The sequence below is a fragment of the Methanosarcina horonobensis HB-1 = JCM 15518 genome (assembly GCF_000970285.1).
GTDB classification, from domain to species: domain Archaea; phylum Halobacteriota; class Methanosarcinia; order Methanosarcinales; family Methanosarcinaceae; genus Methanosarcina; species Methanosarcina horonobensis.
Genome location: NZ_CP009516.1, coordinates 1,833,319 through 1,849,728 on the forward strand (window position 1 = coordinate 1,833,319; position 16,410 = coordinate 1,849,728).

The 16,410-nt window shown below is 42.4% G+C and carries 12 protein-coding genes and 1 pseudogene; 7 read left to right on the forward strand and 6 right to left on the reverse strand.

Annotated features, from left to right (window positions below; translation table 11 throughout):
• Positions 1-155 precede the first annotated feature (155 nt).
• Positions 156-2,113 (reverse strand): annotated as a pseudogene (locus tag MSHOH_RS26125) (PocR ligand-binding domain-containing protein).
• Between the two features lie 915 nt (positions 2,114-3,028).
• On the opposite strand from MSHOH_RS26125, the gene MSHOH_RS08115 reads away from it, so the two are divergent.
• The 3 genes from MSHOH_RS08115 (at position 3,029) to MSHOH_RS08125 (ending at position 6,029) form a co-directional block, all read left to right on the forward strand.
• Complete coding sequence (locus MSHOH_RS08115; protein WP_048138788.1) at positions 3,029-3,991, forward strand: putative manganese transporter; 963 nt, start codon at positions 3,029-3,031, stop codon at positions 3,989-3,991.
• A gap of 285 nt (positions 3,992-4,276) precedes the next feature.
• A complete protein-coding gene (locus MSHOH_RS08120) occupies positions 4,277-4,549 on the forward strand; it encodes a DUF1294 domain-containing protein (RefSeq protein ID WP_048138790.1) in 273 nt (90 codons plus the stop codon).
• Positions 4,550-4,922: 373 nt separating this feature from the next.
• The gene (locus MSHOH_RS08125) at positions 4,923-6,029 is read left to right on the forward strand and encodes an inositol-3-phosphate synthase (protein WP_048138792.1); all 1,107 of its coding nucleotides are present in this window, start codon (positions 4,923-4,925) and stop codon (positions 6,027-6,029) included.
• A 63-nt stretch (positions 6,030-6,092) separates the two neighbouring features.
• Here the strand turns inward: MSHOH_RS08125 and MSHOH_RS08130 are convergent, their stop codons facing one another.
• The 3 genes from MSHOH_RS08130 to MSHOH_RS08140 form a co-directional block, all read right to left on the reverse strand.
• Positions 6,093-6,374, reverse strand: a complete 282-nt coding sequence (locus MSHOH_RS08130) for a ferritin family protein (protein ID WP_048138795.1) — start codon at positions 6,372-6,374, stop codon at positions 6,093-6,095.
• Between the two features lie 171 nt (positions 6,375-6,545).
• A complete protein-coding gene (locus MSHOH_RS08135) occupies positions 6,546-7,685 on the reverse strand; it encodes a PQQ-dependent sugar dehydrogenase (RefSeq protein WP_048143287.1) in 1,140 nt (379 codons plus the stop codon).
• Between the two features lie 30 nt (positions 7,686-7,715).
• Positions 7,716-8,297 (reverse strand): hypothetical protein, encoded by a 582-nt coding sequence (locus MSHOH_RS08140; RefSeq protein WP_338037940.1) that lies wholly within the window; start codon positions 8,295-8,297, stop codon positions 7,716-7,718.
• A 341-nt stretch (positions 8,298-8,638) separates the two neighbouring features.
• Between MSHOH_RS08140 and MSHOH_RS22690 the strand changes: the two genes are divergently transcribed.
• From MSHOH_RS22690 to MSHOH_RS08160, 3 genes are all read left to right on the forward strand, one after another.
• Entirely contained in the window at positions 8,639-9,277 is a 639-nt protein-coding gene (locus MSHOH_RS22690) for a hypothetical protein (RefSeq protein ID WP_082089276.1), read from the forward strand.
• Positions 9,278-9,436: 159 nt separating this feature from the next.
• Complete coding sequence (gene dinB, locus MSHOH_RS08155; protein WP_048138801.1) at positions 9,437-10,546, forward strand: DNA polymerase IV; 1,110 nt, start codon at positions 9,437-9,439, stop codon at positions 10,544-10,546.
• 53 nt (positions 10,547-10,599) lie between these two features.
• Entirely contained in the window at positions 10,600-11,643 is a 1,044-nt protein-coding gene (locus MSHOH_RS08160) for an AI-2E family transporter (protein ID WP_048138803.1), read from the forward strand.
• Positions 11,644-11,741: 98 nt separating this feature from the next.
• On the opposite strand, the gene MSHOH_RS08165 is transcribed toward MSHOH_RS08160, so the two are convergent.
• Positions 11,742-13,937: a sensor histidine kinase gene (locus tag MSHOH_RS08165; RefSeq protein ID WP_048138805.1), complete on the reverse strand. Its 2,196-nt coding sequence runs from the start codon at positions 13,935-13,937 to the stop codon at positions 11,742-11,744.
• 137 nt (positions 13,938-14,074) lie between these two features.
• Positions 14,075-15,091, reverse strand: coding sequence for a substrate-binding domain-containing protein (locus MSHOH_RS08170; RefSeq protein WP_048138807.1), 1,017 nt, complete (start codon positions 15,089-15,091; stop codon positions 14,075-14,077).
• A 373-nt stretch (positions 15,092-15,464) separates the two neighbouring features.
• Between MSHOH_RS08170 and MSHOH_RS08175 the strand changes: the two genes are divergently transcribed.
• The gene (locus tag MSHOH_RS08175; RefSeq protein WP_048138810.1) at positions 15,465-16,376 is read left to right on the forward strand and encodes an MBL fold metallo-hydrolase; all 912 of its coding nucleotides are present in this window, start codon (positions 15,465-15,467) and stop codon (positions 16,374-16,376) included.
• The last annotated feature ends 34 nt before the right edge of the window (positions 16,377-16,410 follow it).

The following is a 16,410-nucleotide window of genomic DNA, read 5'->3' on the forward strand; positions in this document are numbered from 1 at the left end:
TAATCTTCTTGTTTCAGTAGACAAATTTCTCTTCTAATCTGTAAAAACACTAACGACCAAAACTAATTAAGACATATAAACTATGAATTACGAAGAGGTTACTTCATATACCCTGCGACAGCAATAGAGAACTTATGCTTTCATCAGTTCTCTTTTTATTCTGCACCGAAGCTAATTACAAATTCAGCACCATTATCCCTTTTAAGCTCGACCTGACCGTCTAACTGTTCTACCAGAATATTTACAAGCTGCAGACCAAGAGTCTCGGTATTCTCCAGATTTGTTTCTTTTGGAATACCAATCCCATTATCTGAAATAATTAGGGTATATCTTTTACCCATCTCGAAAAGCTCCCCTCTGGTATCCACCTCACTGATAGCTTCTTCACTAAAGAGTTTAATCTGAATCTCTCCTGCTCTTTTGTCTGGAAATGCATACTTTAAGGAATTGGAAACAAGCTCGTTAACAATCATTCCTAACGGGACAGCAATATCCATATCAAAGAAGATGTTTTCTTCAACATCCAAATTTAAGCTGGTATCGAGACTGCCAAGTTTATAAGTCTGGAAAAGGTTTTCAACAAGCCTTTTCAGATATGGTGAGAAGTTTAGCTTATCGGTTCCTCTGCCTTCGTGCAGCTCTTTGTGGATAAAGGCAATTGACATTACTCTGTCCTGACTCTCCCTGAAAGCGTCAAGAACTTCAAACTCCTCAGCAGACCCTCTACTTCTGAACTTTTCAGCCTGCAGGTCAAGAAGGGAAGAGATCACTTGGAGATTATTTTTGATTCTATGATGGATTTCTTTTTTTCTGGCTTCTTCGGCTTTTGCCAGTAATTTTTCCGCATTGACTTGCTCAGTAATGTCTCTGCCAATAGCTGAGATAGCCATCAGCTTTCTAGAAGCATCAAAAACCGGAGAATAAGTTATTGACACATTTGTTATTGTACCATCCTTTTTTAGCCGTAGAGTTCTGTAATGCTGGACCTTTTCTCCCTGTTTTACTTGCTCAATTATCTTTTTTATTTCTCCTTTAACACTTTCTGGTTCAAAGATTGAGACATTTTTCCCCAGAATTTCTTCAGCCGAATAACCGTAAATATGCTCTGCTGTCTTATTCCAGCTAGTAATATTACCATCGAGAGACTCTGTTACAATAGCATCATTTGACGATTCCGCAGCATCCGCTAATATCCTAATTTTCTCTTCTGCTTTCTTACGTTCGGTGATATCCTGAACTATTCCTCTCATCAGAACAGGAACATTTTCGTCGTTACAAATCACTTCTCCGTATGCATGAACTATGAGCTCTTTTCCGTCAGCTGAGATTACTCTGTGATCAATGCTGTATGGCTCTTCTCCTTTAAGAGCCTCTTTAACAGCATCATTTACATGGTCTCGGTCCTCAGGATGTATAGGTTTAAAGTTAAAGCGAGGGTTATTTCAGATTCTTGAGGATTAAGCCCAAAAATACGGTGATTATCATCAGACCATGTTAATTTGTTTTTACGGACATTCAGACGCTAGCTTCCGATATTTCCCACGGCCTGGGCACGGTCTAAGTCTTCTCTGTTCTTCTCCAGCTTATCCACCAGAGTATCGCGTTCCTCCAGCAACTGGGCTAACTTGATGTTACTGTGGCCTAGCTGTGAGAGCATATTGGCAAGTTTCATGAAGAAAGACATGCTGTTTTCAACAGTTTCTCTGCTCAGCCGTGGAACTTTTTCTAAAGCTGCTATGTATTCCTCTTCATTAAAGCCATATTTTCTGGCCTGGGATAGGAAGAGCTCATAGTCCAGAGGCTCGTCGTCAAAAAAGAACTGACCTGAGAAGATGTTGCCGATATGCTTTCCGTCAACAATGATGGGGGTTACTATGTCCCACATGTTGTTTTTGCACCTGTAGAGCTTAAACTCTCCAGGAGGAACGCCTGCGGACAGCTTTGTATCACTTTCTACGCAGTGCCTGCAGGTTTAGGGATGAACCCTATGGAACTCGGTGCAGATCTCCTGCCATCCAACACTTATCAGAACGTTGCCTTTGAGATCAAGTAAGGCCATGGTAATGTGAGCAAATTTGTAAAAGTCATCCATGATGGACTGGACTGCCTGAATTCTCCAGTTTCAGCCTGACGCGCTGCTCATTCTAACGCGCCTCCTCAACCCTTTTATGCCTGGTGATATCCCGGTTCAGCACCATATTCTCGGCACGCAAGTCTTGATTAGCCTTTTCCAATTCAGTGATCCGTTTTTGCATCTGGATCTCCAGTTCATTCCTATCTGGAAGATTAAAAGTACCCATAACTCTCCGGTCCCTCTTTTAAAGCAGGAAATGGTATTTGTTAGATATTCTTTTGTCTGATCCTTGTGTTTAACAGAATTTAATATAAACGTGATCCCAAGCAGACTTCTAATAAACAGATCTCTAATATCTTGTGGTAAGTTAATTATTTATTTATTTATTATTTATAAAATTATAGAATAATTTTATATTACATACCAGAAGCCATGTGGATACAATTTTCAACTCACACAAAACATCTACACCTGGTTAAAAACAGCTACCTTACCAAAGGAGAAATAGATCTGGATAACAACTCATCTGGTAATTGGTATAAGACCATCAAAAAGTAAGGATTCCCATAGAACAACATTCAGGCAGTTCAGGCTTACCATCACCATTAATATCTGCGCACCGAATCGTCTTGTAGTATTCTGGACAGGGCCAGTCCTCCTTATCATCCAACAAGTCAAGTGCATTAGGAAGTTCATTCACAAAACTTAGTTTTATCAGTCCTAAATATGGGGTTTAGAGAGTTGATTCATGAGGTACGACAAAAGCTCCTAAGTATTTCTTGTTCTGATCGGGAACTGGTTTAGTGGGAGGTCAGATCTAGGCTTAGAGAGTTTAAACTTTAAGGTTTCCAACAGCTTGAGGGAGAGGAGATTTGGGATTTAGAGGCTTCTTTTGGTAATAACGTTCAAGAAGCCCGAATAAATGGGAAAAATAGCTCAGATAGAGGTCATTAGATGGAAGTGAATTATTTGTTTGATATTTTCCTGGAATCTTTAACAGACAGCGCAAAAATGATTCCGCTACTTCTTATCAGTTACGTTGGAATTGAGTTAGTTGAATACAAATATGCAAATAAGATCAGGGGAATGGTACAAAAAGCTGGAGCAGCTGGACCTGCTATAGGGGCGTTGACAGGCAGTTTCCCTCAGTGTGGCATGTCCGTTGTAGCTTCGGTGCTATACTCACAAAGGTTGGTCACTACTGGCACTTTACTTGCTGTTTATCTGTCTACTTCAGATGAGGCAATTCCAGTAATTCTTTCTCAACCAGAAAGCATTAAAATCATTGTGCCTTTGCTCATAACAAAGATTATTATCGCTCTAATCGGTGGATATACTGTTGACTTTGTTTTTAGAAAATCAAATAAAGAGACCTTAGTCCATATCAAGGCATATGCAGAAGGTTCCGATAATAAACATCATAATCATGAAATAATACTTGAAAAAAAAGCTTGCTGCGGTCACAGCACAAGCCCTTCCTCAGTAGAATTTAATCATAAAGAGATTATTCTTCATCCAATAGTTCATACAGCCAAGGTCTTTATTTTTATTTTTAGCTTTTCGTTTGCAATAAGTTTTGCTATTGCTCAAATGGGTGAAGAAGCATTCAAAAACCTGTTCTTAGGAAGTAGTGTTTTCCAACCGTTTTTAGTGGCTTTATTCGGACTTATTCCAAATTGTGCTGCCTCTGTCGCGATAACGATGTTATATCTCAAAGGTGCTATTACTTATGGTTCAACAATCGCCGGACTCTGCACCAGTGTGGGTCTAGGATTACTGGTCTTATTTAAAGAGGAAAAAGGCAAGAAGAATGTATTGATTATACTGCTTCTACTATTTGGGATAAGTGTCTTAGCCGGATATATCATCCAATACATTTTTATTGAGTTCATCCCAAAACTCAAATTGTTTCTCTGAATTCCTTATTCCTAATTTTTCCTGAAAATAGTACCGGCTTTACAGGGTATTCGAGGTGCCATTAACTCTGATACTGAAGTCTCTGGACCATGGACATTTTACAGCAATTTCACATCCAGACATTATTTTGAAGTCAATCGACAACTTCATCAACTACTTATGTTAGTTGTAGATTTTGTGAGCTATCTTTTCAAGCAAGTTAATCAAACCAGATTAATCAACCTAAAATAATGAGTTCAATATAATTTAGAATGCTTTAATTATTATTAAGGAGAATTCTTTCCCATGACAGACACTACTTACTTTCTTTTCCCCATTGTTTATGCTGCCCTTAACGCAGCTTCATTTGCCCTTTACGGGCTGGACAAATACAAAGCAAGAAAAGAAAAGTGGCGCATTTCGGAAAAAAGCCTGCTGATGATCTCCCTCTTTGGACCGATAGGAGCATGGCTCGGAATGACGCAGTTCAGGCATAAAACCCAGAAACCCATATTCAGGTACCTTGTGCCGGCATTTGTAGGAATTCATATTCTGCTGGTGCTCTGGATAAACCTGTAAGGAAGGCTATATCAACCTGTAATGCTTCTTATACAGGGCTCTCTTCTTATACCCAGATTAGATTAAAGTTTTCTGTTAAGAGACTAAATTGATTATAATAGGTATAAGAGCAGGATAACAGCTAGAATAGGTTAAACCGCATAAAAACCGGATATACAGTGTCACATTAACTCTTTTTTTTGTAAAACCTTTTTTATAGTATTTTCTTCATAAGATATGAAGCATTACAGTTTTCATTCCTTATCCTGGATAGGGGTATACTCTGGAGATTGGCTTTGGGAACTGCAAATAAATGGGAATCGGGGAACAAAAATATATCTCATACTATTAAAAATATATCTCATACTATTTTGAGCTTATTTGGGGGACTCCAATGGCAGGTAAAGACAGGATAAAAATTGCCATTGCAGGAGTTGGGAACTGTGCAAGTTCACTTCTGCAGGGGATTGAGTATTACAGAAATAAAGAGAATGCAGATACTATTGGTCTTATGCATCTGGACCTTGGGGGATATTTACCGTCTGATATTGAGGTGGCAGCAGCTTTTGATATTGATAAAAGAAAAATTGGAAAGGACGTGTCAGAAGCGATATTTTCTCTTCCGAACTGCACAACTGCTTTCTGTCCCGATGTGCCGAAAACAGGCATTGAGGTAAAAATGGGAAGAGTTCTGGACGGCTGTTCCGAACACCTTATCAATTACCCGGAAGACTGCAGGTTTTCTCCTGTGGAAGGGGAGGGTTCGACAAAAGAGGAGATTATAAACACCCTGCAGAATTCTGGAGTCGAGATTCTTGTAAACTACATGCCTGTAGGTTCCGAAGAGGCTGCCCGTTTTTATGCTGAATGTGCCCTTGAAGCAGGCTGTGCCTTTATCAACAGTATGCCTGTTTTTATTGCGAGCGACCCTGAATGGGCGAAACGCTTTGAAGAAAAGAAACTCCCTATTATAGGGGACGACATCAAATCCCAGCTCGGAGCGACCATAGTTCACAGGACTCTTGCCGACCTTTTCAAAAAACGCGGAGTAAAAGTGGAAAGGACTTACCAGCTGAACACAGGTGGGAATACGGATTTCCTTAATATGCTCAACAGGAACAGGCTCAAATCCAAAAAAATCTCAAAAACCGAAGCAGTTCAGTCCGTACTTGCCGAAAGGCTTGATAATGAAAGTATTCACGTGGGTCCAAGCGACTATATTCCCTGGCAAAAGGACAACAAGGTTTGCTTCCTGAGGATGGAAGGAAAACTCTTCGGGGATGTGCCCATGAACCTCGAACTTAGGCTGTCGGTAGAAGACTCACCTAACTCTGCAGGTGTTGTAATCGATGCCATTCGATGCTGCAAACTGGCACTTGACAGGGGTAAAGGAGGAATTCTTTATCAGCCGTCTGCGTATTTTATGAAACACCCTCCAAAGCAGTATCCGGATGACGAAGCATACCGCATGATTGAAGAGTTTATTGCAGAAAATCGGTAAATGAAAAAGAAAAAAGTAGGGTTCGAAGCTAAAATCAGAGGCTCTATTCATTATCCTGGCTGTTTATTTGGACAGCTCCTCTGCCTCTTTCCCTCCTGCTTCAAGCTCCTGTTTTTGCTGGGTATCGAACCGGAGTAAAAGCGCCTGAAACTCCCCAATATGTGTTTTTTCTTCTTTTGCCACATCCATCAAGACATCTCTTATGTTCTCGTTTTCAGTAAGGGCAGCCATCTGTTCGTAAAGGTTTATAGCATCAAGCTCGGCAATAATTCCGGCTCTGAGAATTTCCTTATCCAGGTCTTCTTCAGCTACGTTCTTAAGATTTATCGGAATTTTAGATAACAATTATTCACCCCCTGTTTATCGTATATGAAGATATAATCATAAATATTTTTACCAAATACGGGAAATTCTTTAATTATTCTGGCTCCTTTAACATGTTTTTAAAATGCCGGTTTTTAATACGTTTATTTTTAAGATATCAGTCTTTACATGCCGATTTTTAGATATTTTTATTCAGCTGTAACTGATCCTGTAGATCGCATTATTACTATCATCTGACACAAGCAAAGCTCCGTCAGGCATTACAAGGACGTCCACAGGTCTCCCCCAGTCTGCAAATCCCTGGAGCCAGCCGTAGGCAAAGGGTTCATAACTTACAGGAGTTCCGTTCTCCAGCCTGACAAGTGTAACCCGGTAACCTATAGGGATTTTCCTGTTCCATGAGCCGTGCTCGGCAATGAAGATCTGGTTCCTGTATTCTTCTGGGAACATTGTACCTGTGTAAAAGGTCATCCCAAGGGCAGCCACATGAGGGCCCAGTTCAACCTCAGGCGGTGTGAATTCGGAACAGTTCCGCAGTTCTCCGAATTCCGGGTCAGGGATATCCTCTCCATGACAGTAGGGAAAACCGAAGTTCATCCCCGGTTCAGGTGCCCTGTTCAGTTCATCCGGAGGCAAATCGTCCCCAAGCCAGTCCCTGCCATTGTCAGTAAACCATAGCTCTTCGGTTTCAGGATGCCAGGCAAAACCAACTGTGTTCCTTATTCCTCTTGCGAAAATCTCGAGCTGGCTCCCGTCAGGCTCCATTTGCATAATGGTTCCGTAGCGCTCATCTTCAGGATTACAAATATTACACGGCATTCCCACAGGCACGTACAGTTTTCCATCGGGGCCGAACTTGATATACTTCCATCCGTGCGAACGGTCGGAAGGGAAATTATCGTTGACCACGACCGGTTCCGGCGGATTTTCAAGCCTTGCTTCAATATCGTCGTAGCGGATCACCCTTGAAATCTCGGCTACATACAGGGAACCGTTCCTGAATGCCACCCCATTAGGCATATTCAAGCCTTCGGCAAGCACAATTACATCATCAGCTTTATTGTCTCTATCCTTGTCAAGTACAGCATAGACTCTTCCCTCACCCCGGCTTCCGACAAAAAGCGTCCCATTTGGACTGAGAGCCATAGATCTTGCACCTTCAACATTTTCGGCATAATAATCAATAGAAAAACCCGGCGGAAGCTCGATACAGGCAAGACCTGTCCCGTTTTCCCCACAGTCATCAATGGGTACGGTCCTCAGGACGACATAAGCTGAAAAAATAAGAACAGCAAGAGCAAAAAAGCCAAGTATTATCCTTGTTCCTTTCATTTCTCCCTCCAATTCATTTCTCCCTTCATTTCACTTGAAACTTCTGTTGTTTGAGAGTACTGGTTTGAGAGTCATTGCAGCTTTGAGAAGTTCTTTTTCGGTTTCAGGGCTGGAGTGACCCTGCCCTTTCCAGCGGATAATACCTTCCTGATCGAGTAAAAAAATGTAGGCAAGGTTAGTATTTTCCATTCCGAGGGTTTTCTGGTAACCTGAATAATCGCCATAGAAAGTGACAACCCTACCGTGTTTTTCTGCAGGTATTCCTCCTCTCATTCCGGAATCAATCATCCCGGAGAAAATTTTCCAGCCCGCATTTATCATAGGAACTTCGTAAACTGCAAACCTGCCGTCTTTTCCAAACTCCTGCTCAAAAGGCTGAACCCAGGAATTGATCATACTCTGTGTACTTCTCATAAAAGCAATACAGACGAGCACTACCTTTCCTTTCACCTCTTCCGGAAGAGTTAAAACCCTGCCTGAGAGCGATTTTGATTTGATTTCAGGAAAAGGCTGTCCGATTATCCCTGTTTCTGCTTTCGAACTGCCATGCTCTGCTTTGATGAAATCCCCCCACTTTAAGCTAAAATGAAGATTTAAATCAGCATCAAGGATTTAGATTACTACCCACGTATAATATTTGCTGTTTTATAGAAATGCCTTTGCAGGAAATTTCTTACAACAACTCTCTTTGCCCGTATAACGAAACCTGGAGCATGCGAATATTTACATCAAGGGGGTCTATCATATTATCTGTATTATTCGGAATACTGGGGTATGTATTCATTTACATCAGGGGGGCGGCAAGCTGCAGCATTCTATCTAGTAGAGGATCTGTAGCATGGATTAGAAAAGATCTGTAGCATGGATCTAGCCAAGAATCAACTGCCATTACTTATTATCCGACTATAACTGCCCTTCTCACACCCGCCGGATTTTATTACGGGGATGAGTTAATGAAAATAAATATCGCTCTGGCTTTGACATCAGCTGTCTTTCTGATGGCCTGGATTACAGGCTTTGTATCTGTCATATTCAGCTCCATGTCCGTAACAACACCGGATCCTGTAATGTCCGATTTACTGGCATCCGGCTTACTTTTCATCGCCATCATCGAGTTGCTGAGCATTATCTCTTTTTCCGGTTCCATGCTTTTTCTGCTGAAAGCCAGAAAAATACTGTCCCGATGGTATCTGGCAGTTCCTATGTGTATTTTCCTGTCTTTGTTAGTTATAACTAATTTTCTCGTCTATTTTAACGGAAAACCGTTTCTTAGCGAGCCCATAAGTACGGCAGAAACTCTATGGATTGCATTACTGGCTTTACTGTCTCCCTGCTCTGTATTGTTTTTCTTATCCTCATATGGACAGGACAGTTCAACGAAAGTGTACATTGTGGTTTCATCTGCAGCGAGTCTTTTTTCGATATTCTTTCTTTTTCTCACACTCATAGAGATTTCCAGATGGGCAAGTATTGAAGCAGTAGTACTGCCTCTGATTTTTTACTGGACTATCCTGATGCCGGCTATAGGAGTGTGCTTTTTATCGAATGCTACAATGTACAGGGAAAACGATAATTCAGAGGAAGAACCCTGAATGGAGCCTTCATAGAGTCTTCCTGGAAGGATTAGATACGCCTACAGTCCAGGATAAGAATAAGACTTTATGAGCTGGAAAGATTCATTTTCAGATCCCTGAATTAATACTTTCACCCGACTTCCTCAAGCCTTTTTTATGTGTTTTATCCTATCTTGCTTGATGCTTGCCCCCTATCCTAAAAAGAACACCTCTGAAAGGCGAATTATCTTCCATGCAGATATGGACAGCTTTTTTGCATCCGTCGAGATCAGGGAGAAGCCGGAACTGAAAGGGTTGCCTTTAATTGTGGGCTCTGATCCCCAAGAAGGTTCAGGAAGAGGAGTTGTAAGTACCTGTTCATACGAGGCAAGAAAATATGGAGTCCACTCGGCAATGCCGATTTCGCAGGCTTACAGGCTCTGTCCTCATGCCGTATTTTTGCCTGTGAACATGAAGCTCTATGCAGGAGTTTCGGCAGGTGTAATGGAGCTTTTGCGGGGGTTTGCAGATAAGTTCCAGCAGGTGAGTGTGGATGAAGCCTATCTTATACCAGGGCCTGAGATCAGGAATTTTGAAGAAGCTGCCCTCTATGCTCTCAGGATCAAGGATGAGGTAAAGAGGCAGCAGAGAATCACCTGCTCCGTGGGGGTTGGACCGAACAAGCTTGTATCAAAAATTGCTTCAGGCTTTCAGAAACCTGACGGGCTCACTGTTGTCAGGCCTGAAGATGTTCGGGAATTTCTCTTTCCGCTTCCGGTCTCTAAAATTCCCGGAGTAGGAGAAAAGACAGAGGAAATCCTTAACGAAATGGGGATACACAGGGTAGAAGAGCTTGCAAACTGTGATATCCAGTTACTTTCGGAAAGGTTTGGAAAAATGGGGTTCAGGCTGAAACAGCTGGCAAATGGGCTCGACTTTGAAGAGGTCGTAGAAAAAGAAAGCATAAAATCAATAAGCAGACATGGAACTTTTGCAGAAGATACAAGTGACCCTGTGAAGATCTCCGGGTCTCTGGATCTCCTTATAGAAAGTGTACACAGCTCTCTCCTGAAGCACAGTTTCCTTTTTAAAACCATAACCCTTACAGTCCGGTTTGAGGATTTTTCCACCTATACCCGATCAAAGACTCTTCCTATCTGGACTTCGGACATCTTTGTAATCAAAAGGACAGCGATGCAGCTTTTATCGGAATTCATAGGCAGGCGAAAGTTCAGGCTTGTAGGCGTAGAGGTTACGAAACTCAGGGAAAGAGATGAAAGGCAGACTTTGATTACGGATTTTCCTTAAGAAGGAACTATTATGCTTATATAATTTTATAATAAAAGACCAGATTGTATCTGATGGAAAGGCAGGTTAGACCGGCACTGGCTCTTCTTCTCATCATCGTCCTCAGTATGGTTATTATTTATGCAGTTCTTCCTTACATAAACTATTTTTTTGGAAGTTTTATTCTCTTTGTTATTTTCAAGCCTCTTTACTATTTTTTTCTGAAAAAAACCCGATTTAACAGGCAGATCTCGGCATTTTTGGTAATGATAATTTCCATATTTCTTATACTGATCCCCCTCTATTTTCTTTTGAGCATGGTCATCACCGAAATCCAGCTAATCTTAACGGATCAGGAAGCTATTATGGCCTCTATCCAGTCCGGAAGCCAGATCTTTAGCAGTATTCTCTCAAGGTTTGATATCTCTGACGGTACCTTTCAGGCAAACCTGGAAGAGAGAACAATGTACCTGTTCTTGGAAGCCATAAATTATCTGAGCGTGCTTATCCTGGGTTCTATTCAAAACATAAGTAGGCCTGTCATTGGTTTTCTTCTAATGTACTTTCTTTTCTATTATCTTTTAACAGGAGAGGATTCGGATTTTATGCACAGCGTCTTTGTGGCAATCCCTTTCAATACAAAGAACACGATTATCCTCCGGAATGAGTTCAGGAACATTGTCCGCACAACTCTTATTGCCAGCGGTGCGATTGCTATTATCGAAGGCGGGATCCTGATCATCTCCTTTATTATTTTTGGAATACAGGGAGCTTTCCTCTGGGGAACCATTGCGGCAGTCCTGTCTTTCCTGCCCGTAGTCGGAACGCCTTTGATATGGGTCCCTGCAACAATCATTCAGGTGCTCCAGCAGGATTATACTGCAGCAGTAGGCATCTTTGTGACAGGTATTTTCCTGAATATAACCGACAATAGCTTTCTCAGGCCCGTTATCCAGAAAAAAGTAGGAGAAATCCATCCTTTTCAGTCTCTGCTCGGGATCGTTATAGGAGTCTCACTCTTCGGACTTGTAGGAATTATTATCGGTCCCCTTCTCCTGGCTTACTTTTACCTCATGGTAAAGATGTTTTCGGAAGAATATCTTCCGGAAAAAGATTGAGCCCCAGGTACAGGAAGCGAGGGGAAATTTGTAGTCCTCGGAGCCTTCAAGGAAACAAACACCTGTTAGCATGTGTAACAAGACCTGCGTTCATGCTTTCAAAGTCTCTTTTGTTCCCGATCGTGACCTATAAGGGGAATCATACAGATAAATTCGCTGCCTATCCCGGGCTGGCTGAAGACGTGGATTTCCCCGTCCATTAGTTTCACCATCTGGTCCACAAGGGCAAGCCCGAGTCCAGTACCTTCATGTTTTCTGGTGGAGAAAGAGTCCACCTGCACAAACGGATGGAAAATTCTCATAAGATCCTCTTCGGTAATTCCAATTCCCGTGTCCTTAACGGAGAGCTGGAGCATGTCTTCAGTTTTTCTTGCACTCACCCTGACCCGGCCGCTTTCCTCTGTGAACTTGATCGCATTACTTACCAGGTTATAGAGAATTTGTACAAATTTCCCCTCATCAGAATAGATGGTTGTAATTCCCTCTTCTATTTCGAACTCTACCTTTATTTTCTTCTTTGAAAAAACCGGGAAAAGAATGTTTCTGACTTCGTCAAATTTTTCCTTAACGGAGAATTCCATGCATTTGAACTCCATTTTCCCTGCTTCGATTTTCGAGAGGTCTAGAATCTCGTTTATTAACCTGAGGAGATGTTTTCCGCTGGTAGAAATGTTGTCTATGAACTTCCTCTGCTTTTCATTGAGGGGGCCAAAACTCTCCTCTCTCAGGAGGTCTGCAAAACCGATTACGGAATTGAGGGGAGTCCGGAGTTCGTGACTCATGTTCGATAGGAACTCACTCTTGCTTCGGTTTGCATTTTCGGCCAGGATTTTTGCCTGGAGCATTTTTTCTTCGGACTTCTTGACTTCCGTAATGTCCAGTATCGACTCTACGGCTCCGATAAGCTTTCCTTCTTTGTCCCTCACCGAACCTATAGTTACGGACCAGGTCTCCCCTGCCCAGCTGTCTTTATCTCTTACATTGATCTCAAAGGACTGGTTTTTTCCGTTTTTCAGGGCTTTTCTAACAAATGGGGCCAGAAGAGAGCTTTTATCGCCCCAGAGCTCGTGGTGTGTCTGGCCTGTAATCGCCTCAGCATTCTCTCCGAAATATTCGCCTACTTTGCTGTTTGTCCAGACAATCCTTAGATCGGAGTCAAGGTAAATGAGCACTTCCCTCAGGGAGTTCAGAAGGGCATGCTTTTCACCTTCCCTGTGCATAACCTCTTTCTGGGAAAACTCCAAGTCCTGAAGCATGCTGTTTATTCCCTTGGAAAGCCGGATAAACTCGTCTCCTCCCTTGATTTCAAGCCTTTTTGAAAGGTTGTTTTCTTTCCTTATGTCAGTAACGAAGCTTTCAATTTCTGTGAGGTTGGAGATTATGAGACGTTTGAGCAGATAATTTGTTGCAATTGCCACGATTATGCACGCTAGGCAGAAGATGATAATGAAGAAAATCAGGTTGCGCTTTCCCTGGGCATAAAGGGTCCTTGGGGAATTTACCTTTATCAGGATTCCGGGCTCTTCTTCAAAGTCTTTTATAATGACATAGCCTGCAATCCATTTTTCGTCTATTATCTCTATGCTGTGCTGTTCGTATACCTCAATGTCCGGGTCCTGAAAAAGAAGCCTGTCTTCAAAGTAAGAAGTGGACCCGGGTTCAAAATCCCTGATATCTCCCAGAGTGATCCGGATTCCCGGAATGCTCGTAATCTTATTCAAAAGGGCATTATCGACATACCTGCCCATAATAAGGGTTCCCATAACCGGCCCGGAGTCCTTACTCGTAAGTATGGGCCTGGAACTGACAATAAGGGGGCCGTTTTCTGTCCGGACCAGCCCGTTTTTCTGATCTCCTGGATGTCGGGCAAGCAGGCTCTTGTCTTCGTTGACCATCTTCAGGAGCTCAGAGGGCATTTGAAGCGGTTCTCCTGTTTCCGGGTCTATGGCTTTTTCATAAACAATTTCTTCTGAATTACTTACATAGAGCACAAGATTGATCCCGGCTTCGGAAAAGATCTCATCCGTAAGATAGGAATTTATATATGCCGGGTTTCCGCTTTCCATAAACTCGAAGGTTTTATCCCAGGAAGCCCATTCGTGGTTAAGAGAAGATATTCTTGAAATTTCACTCGCGAAGCTGCTTTCTACGAGCTCAAGCTTTTCATTGATATCCTGCTCTTCAAGGTCCAGGTAGCCTGACAGCAGGATAGTCCTGGAGGCGGCTCCGGAAATAGCAATGAGGAAGGCAAAGATAAGGCAAATTATGATTAAGGTTTTGTCACTAACATTCATACTTACAGCTCAAAAATTCTCGCATGCAACTTAAAAATTCAAAGCTGATTTTTCCCTAAGGAAAAGCTGTCCGCCCTAAGGACAGCTCTTGATTCATAAAAATGGTTTTTCAGAAAATAACGCTTGAAACTCACCTCTCAGCTGATTTCCGTGATCGCGAAGTATCCGCATTCCTTGAAAAAAATAACGGCATCTGGAGACCTGGCAAAATCGATAAATCCCTGCTCTAAAGGGTCGGGTTTACCTTTGGTAAGATAGTTCAGGGGTCTGGTGAGGGTAGAATTTTCGGATGGAAACGGCTTTGCAGTTCCCGCAAGAGCAGCCCTTATGTTGCTAGCTTTTATCTCTGCACTCCCATAAGACTCTATTCCGGCAATGGAAACCTTCTGGCTTCTTTCCGCAAAACCGAAATCAACAAAAGCAATGGAATTAGATGTATTTTCAACGGCTGCAAGTACGCCTTTATTTCCCAGCCTGCCTTCAGCCCCGCAGTCGTCCAGGTTCTTCCCAAGTCCGAGGTAGCTGGCAAAGATTTCTTCGGTGCCGCTTTCATCTGATCTCTGGAAAACCTGAAAACTGCTGCCTGCCTGGTTTACGCGGATTTCCCCGCTTTTTTCGTCGAGAACAAGATTCACTTTGCCGTCGGAATCGTTAAAGACCTTGATGAGCTCATTTTTGTCAGTAAAATTACCCTCTATCCCGTTCAGAATCACTATAACAGCACTCCAGCCTATTATGTGAGTCTGGAGGTCGGGATATTTCAGAAGTTCTTCATCCGTTACGGTTCTTGAAGTCGAGCCTATATTTACTATTCCCATGCCAGCTGAAGATATCCCTGCACCTGAACCTCCTCCGGCTACGGTCACCATGCAGTTTTCGTGGGTCTCCATGAAAGCTTCAGCCAGGAGATCCGATATCTGTTTTACCGTGGTACTGCCCGAAATTGTAAGTTCGGAAAGGGAGGAAAGGTCGGTATCTGGAGCTTCCGTAAAATCGGTTTCCTCAACTGGCTGAAAGACGAATAAAGAATCTTCAATCATCCCAATGGCTGCAAATGCCGCAATAACCACAATCAGAAGAGCTATTATAGCTACAGAAAAAGATCCTGCTTTCAGGTGGACAGGACGCCTTCCGGGAGAGCTATTGGGGTTCATACTTTTACTCCGTTCTATAAAGAATCTCAAAGAAAACGGGTTTCATTTTTTCTTGGAAATCAATTTTTTTAGCTTTAAAGAGAGATTCTTTTTAATAATTTTCATAAATACAATTGTGAGCATAATTCCGTTTACATATCTGATTAGAGTTTTTTCGCACAGATATATAGAGCGGTTCTCGTACATATTAGAGACATTTTTGTATGTATTATGCTACTCTATCTATATTGTTTTAGAGACTTCTTCCTATATAACTTTAACACAAGCAGTATATATTTATTTATTAAGTAAAGATCATATTATACATAACTTAACAGGTTTTTGTTTCAAAATCCAGAAAAACAATTTCTAGTCTGAACACTAATAAGAACTCATGGAAATTGATATACTGGGGTGCGAGTCCTTTGGAGCGAGGTCTCTTGCCTGCGCTGTAAAAACCGGAGAGAAAAAAATTCTGATCGATCCGGGAGTTGCCCTTGCTCGCCTGCGTTACGGTTTGCTTCCGCATCCTTTAGAGGTTGCAGCCGCTCTCAGGATCAGGAAGAAAATTCTTGCTGAATTTAAAGGCACAACAGACATAGTAATCAGCCACTACCATGGGGACCACATGCCCATGAAAGCCGAAGACCCTTATCAATTGCCAGTAGAAGCTCTTCCTCCTCTGAAGGGGGTCAGGTTCTGGTGCAAAGGTCCGGGAAGAATTTCAGGATTATCCGCACGCAGGAGAGAAGAGTTTTCTCGTTTTTTGGGGTATTCTCTTCCTGCTTCCGAAGGCATTAGTTCAAACGGCATAAGTTTTTCGGCTCCTGTTCCGCATGGGACGAGAGATAAAGGGTTTGGCACGGTAATGATGTCTCGGATCTCTGAAGGAGATGAGGTATTTGTCCACAGTTCTGACATCCAGCTTCTGGACAGGGAAGCTGTTCTGGAGATACTTGCCTGGAAGCCTACAGTCGTTTTTGCTTCAGGGCCCCCGCTCTATCTCTCCCACCATGTTCCCGAAGCTTCAAAAGATGCTTTCGAAAATGCTCTTCTCCTTGCCGAAAATGTTGATACCCTTATCCTGGACCATCACCTCCTCAGGTCTCTTGAAGGCTACAGGTGGTTAAAGGAGCTTGCAGGAAAGGTTGAAAATACAGTCCTGTGCGCTGCAGAATACATGAAGAAAAAGCCGGAACTGCTTGAGGCGCAGAGAAAAATTCTGTATGAAAAACTGCCTGTTCCCCCAGGCTGGCACGAAGCTTATGCAAAGGGTGAAATCGGGCTCGATGAGTATCTTCTATAGGCTCTGTAAATGTCACTTATAAACTTATAAACTT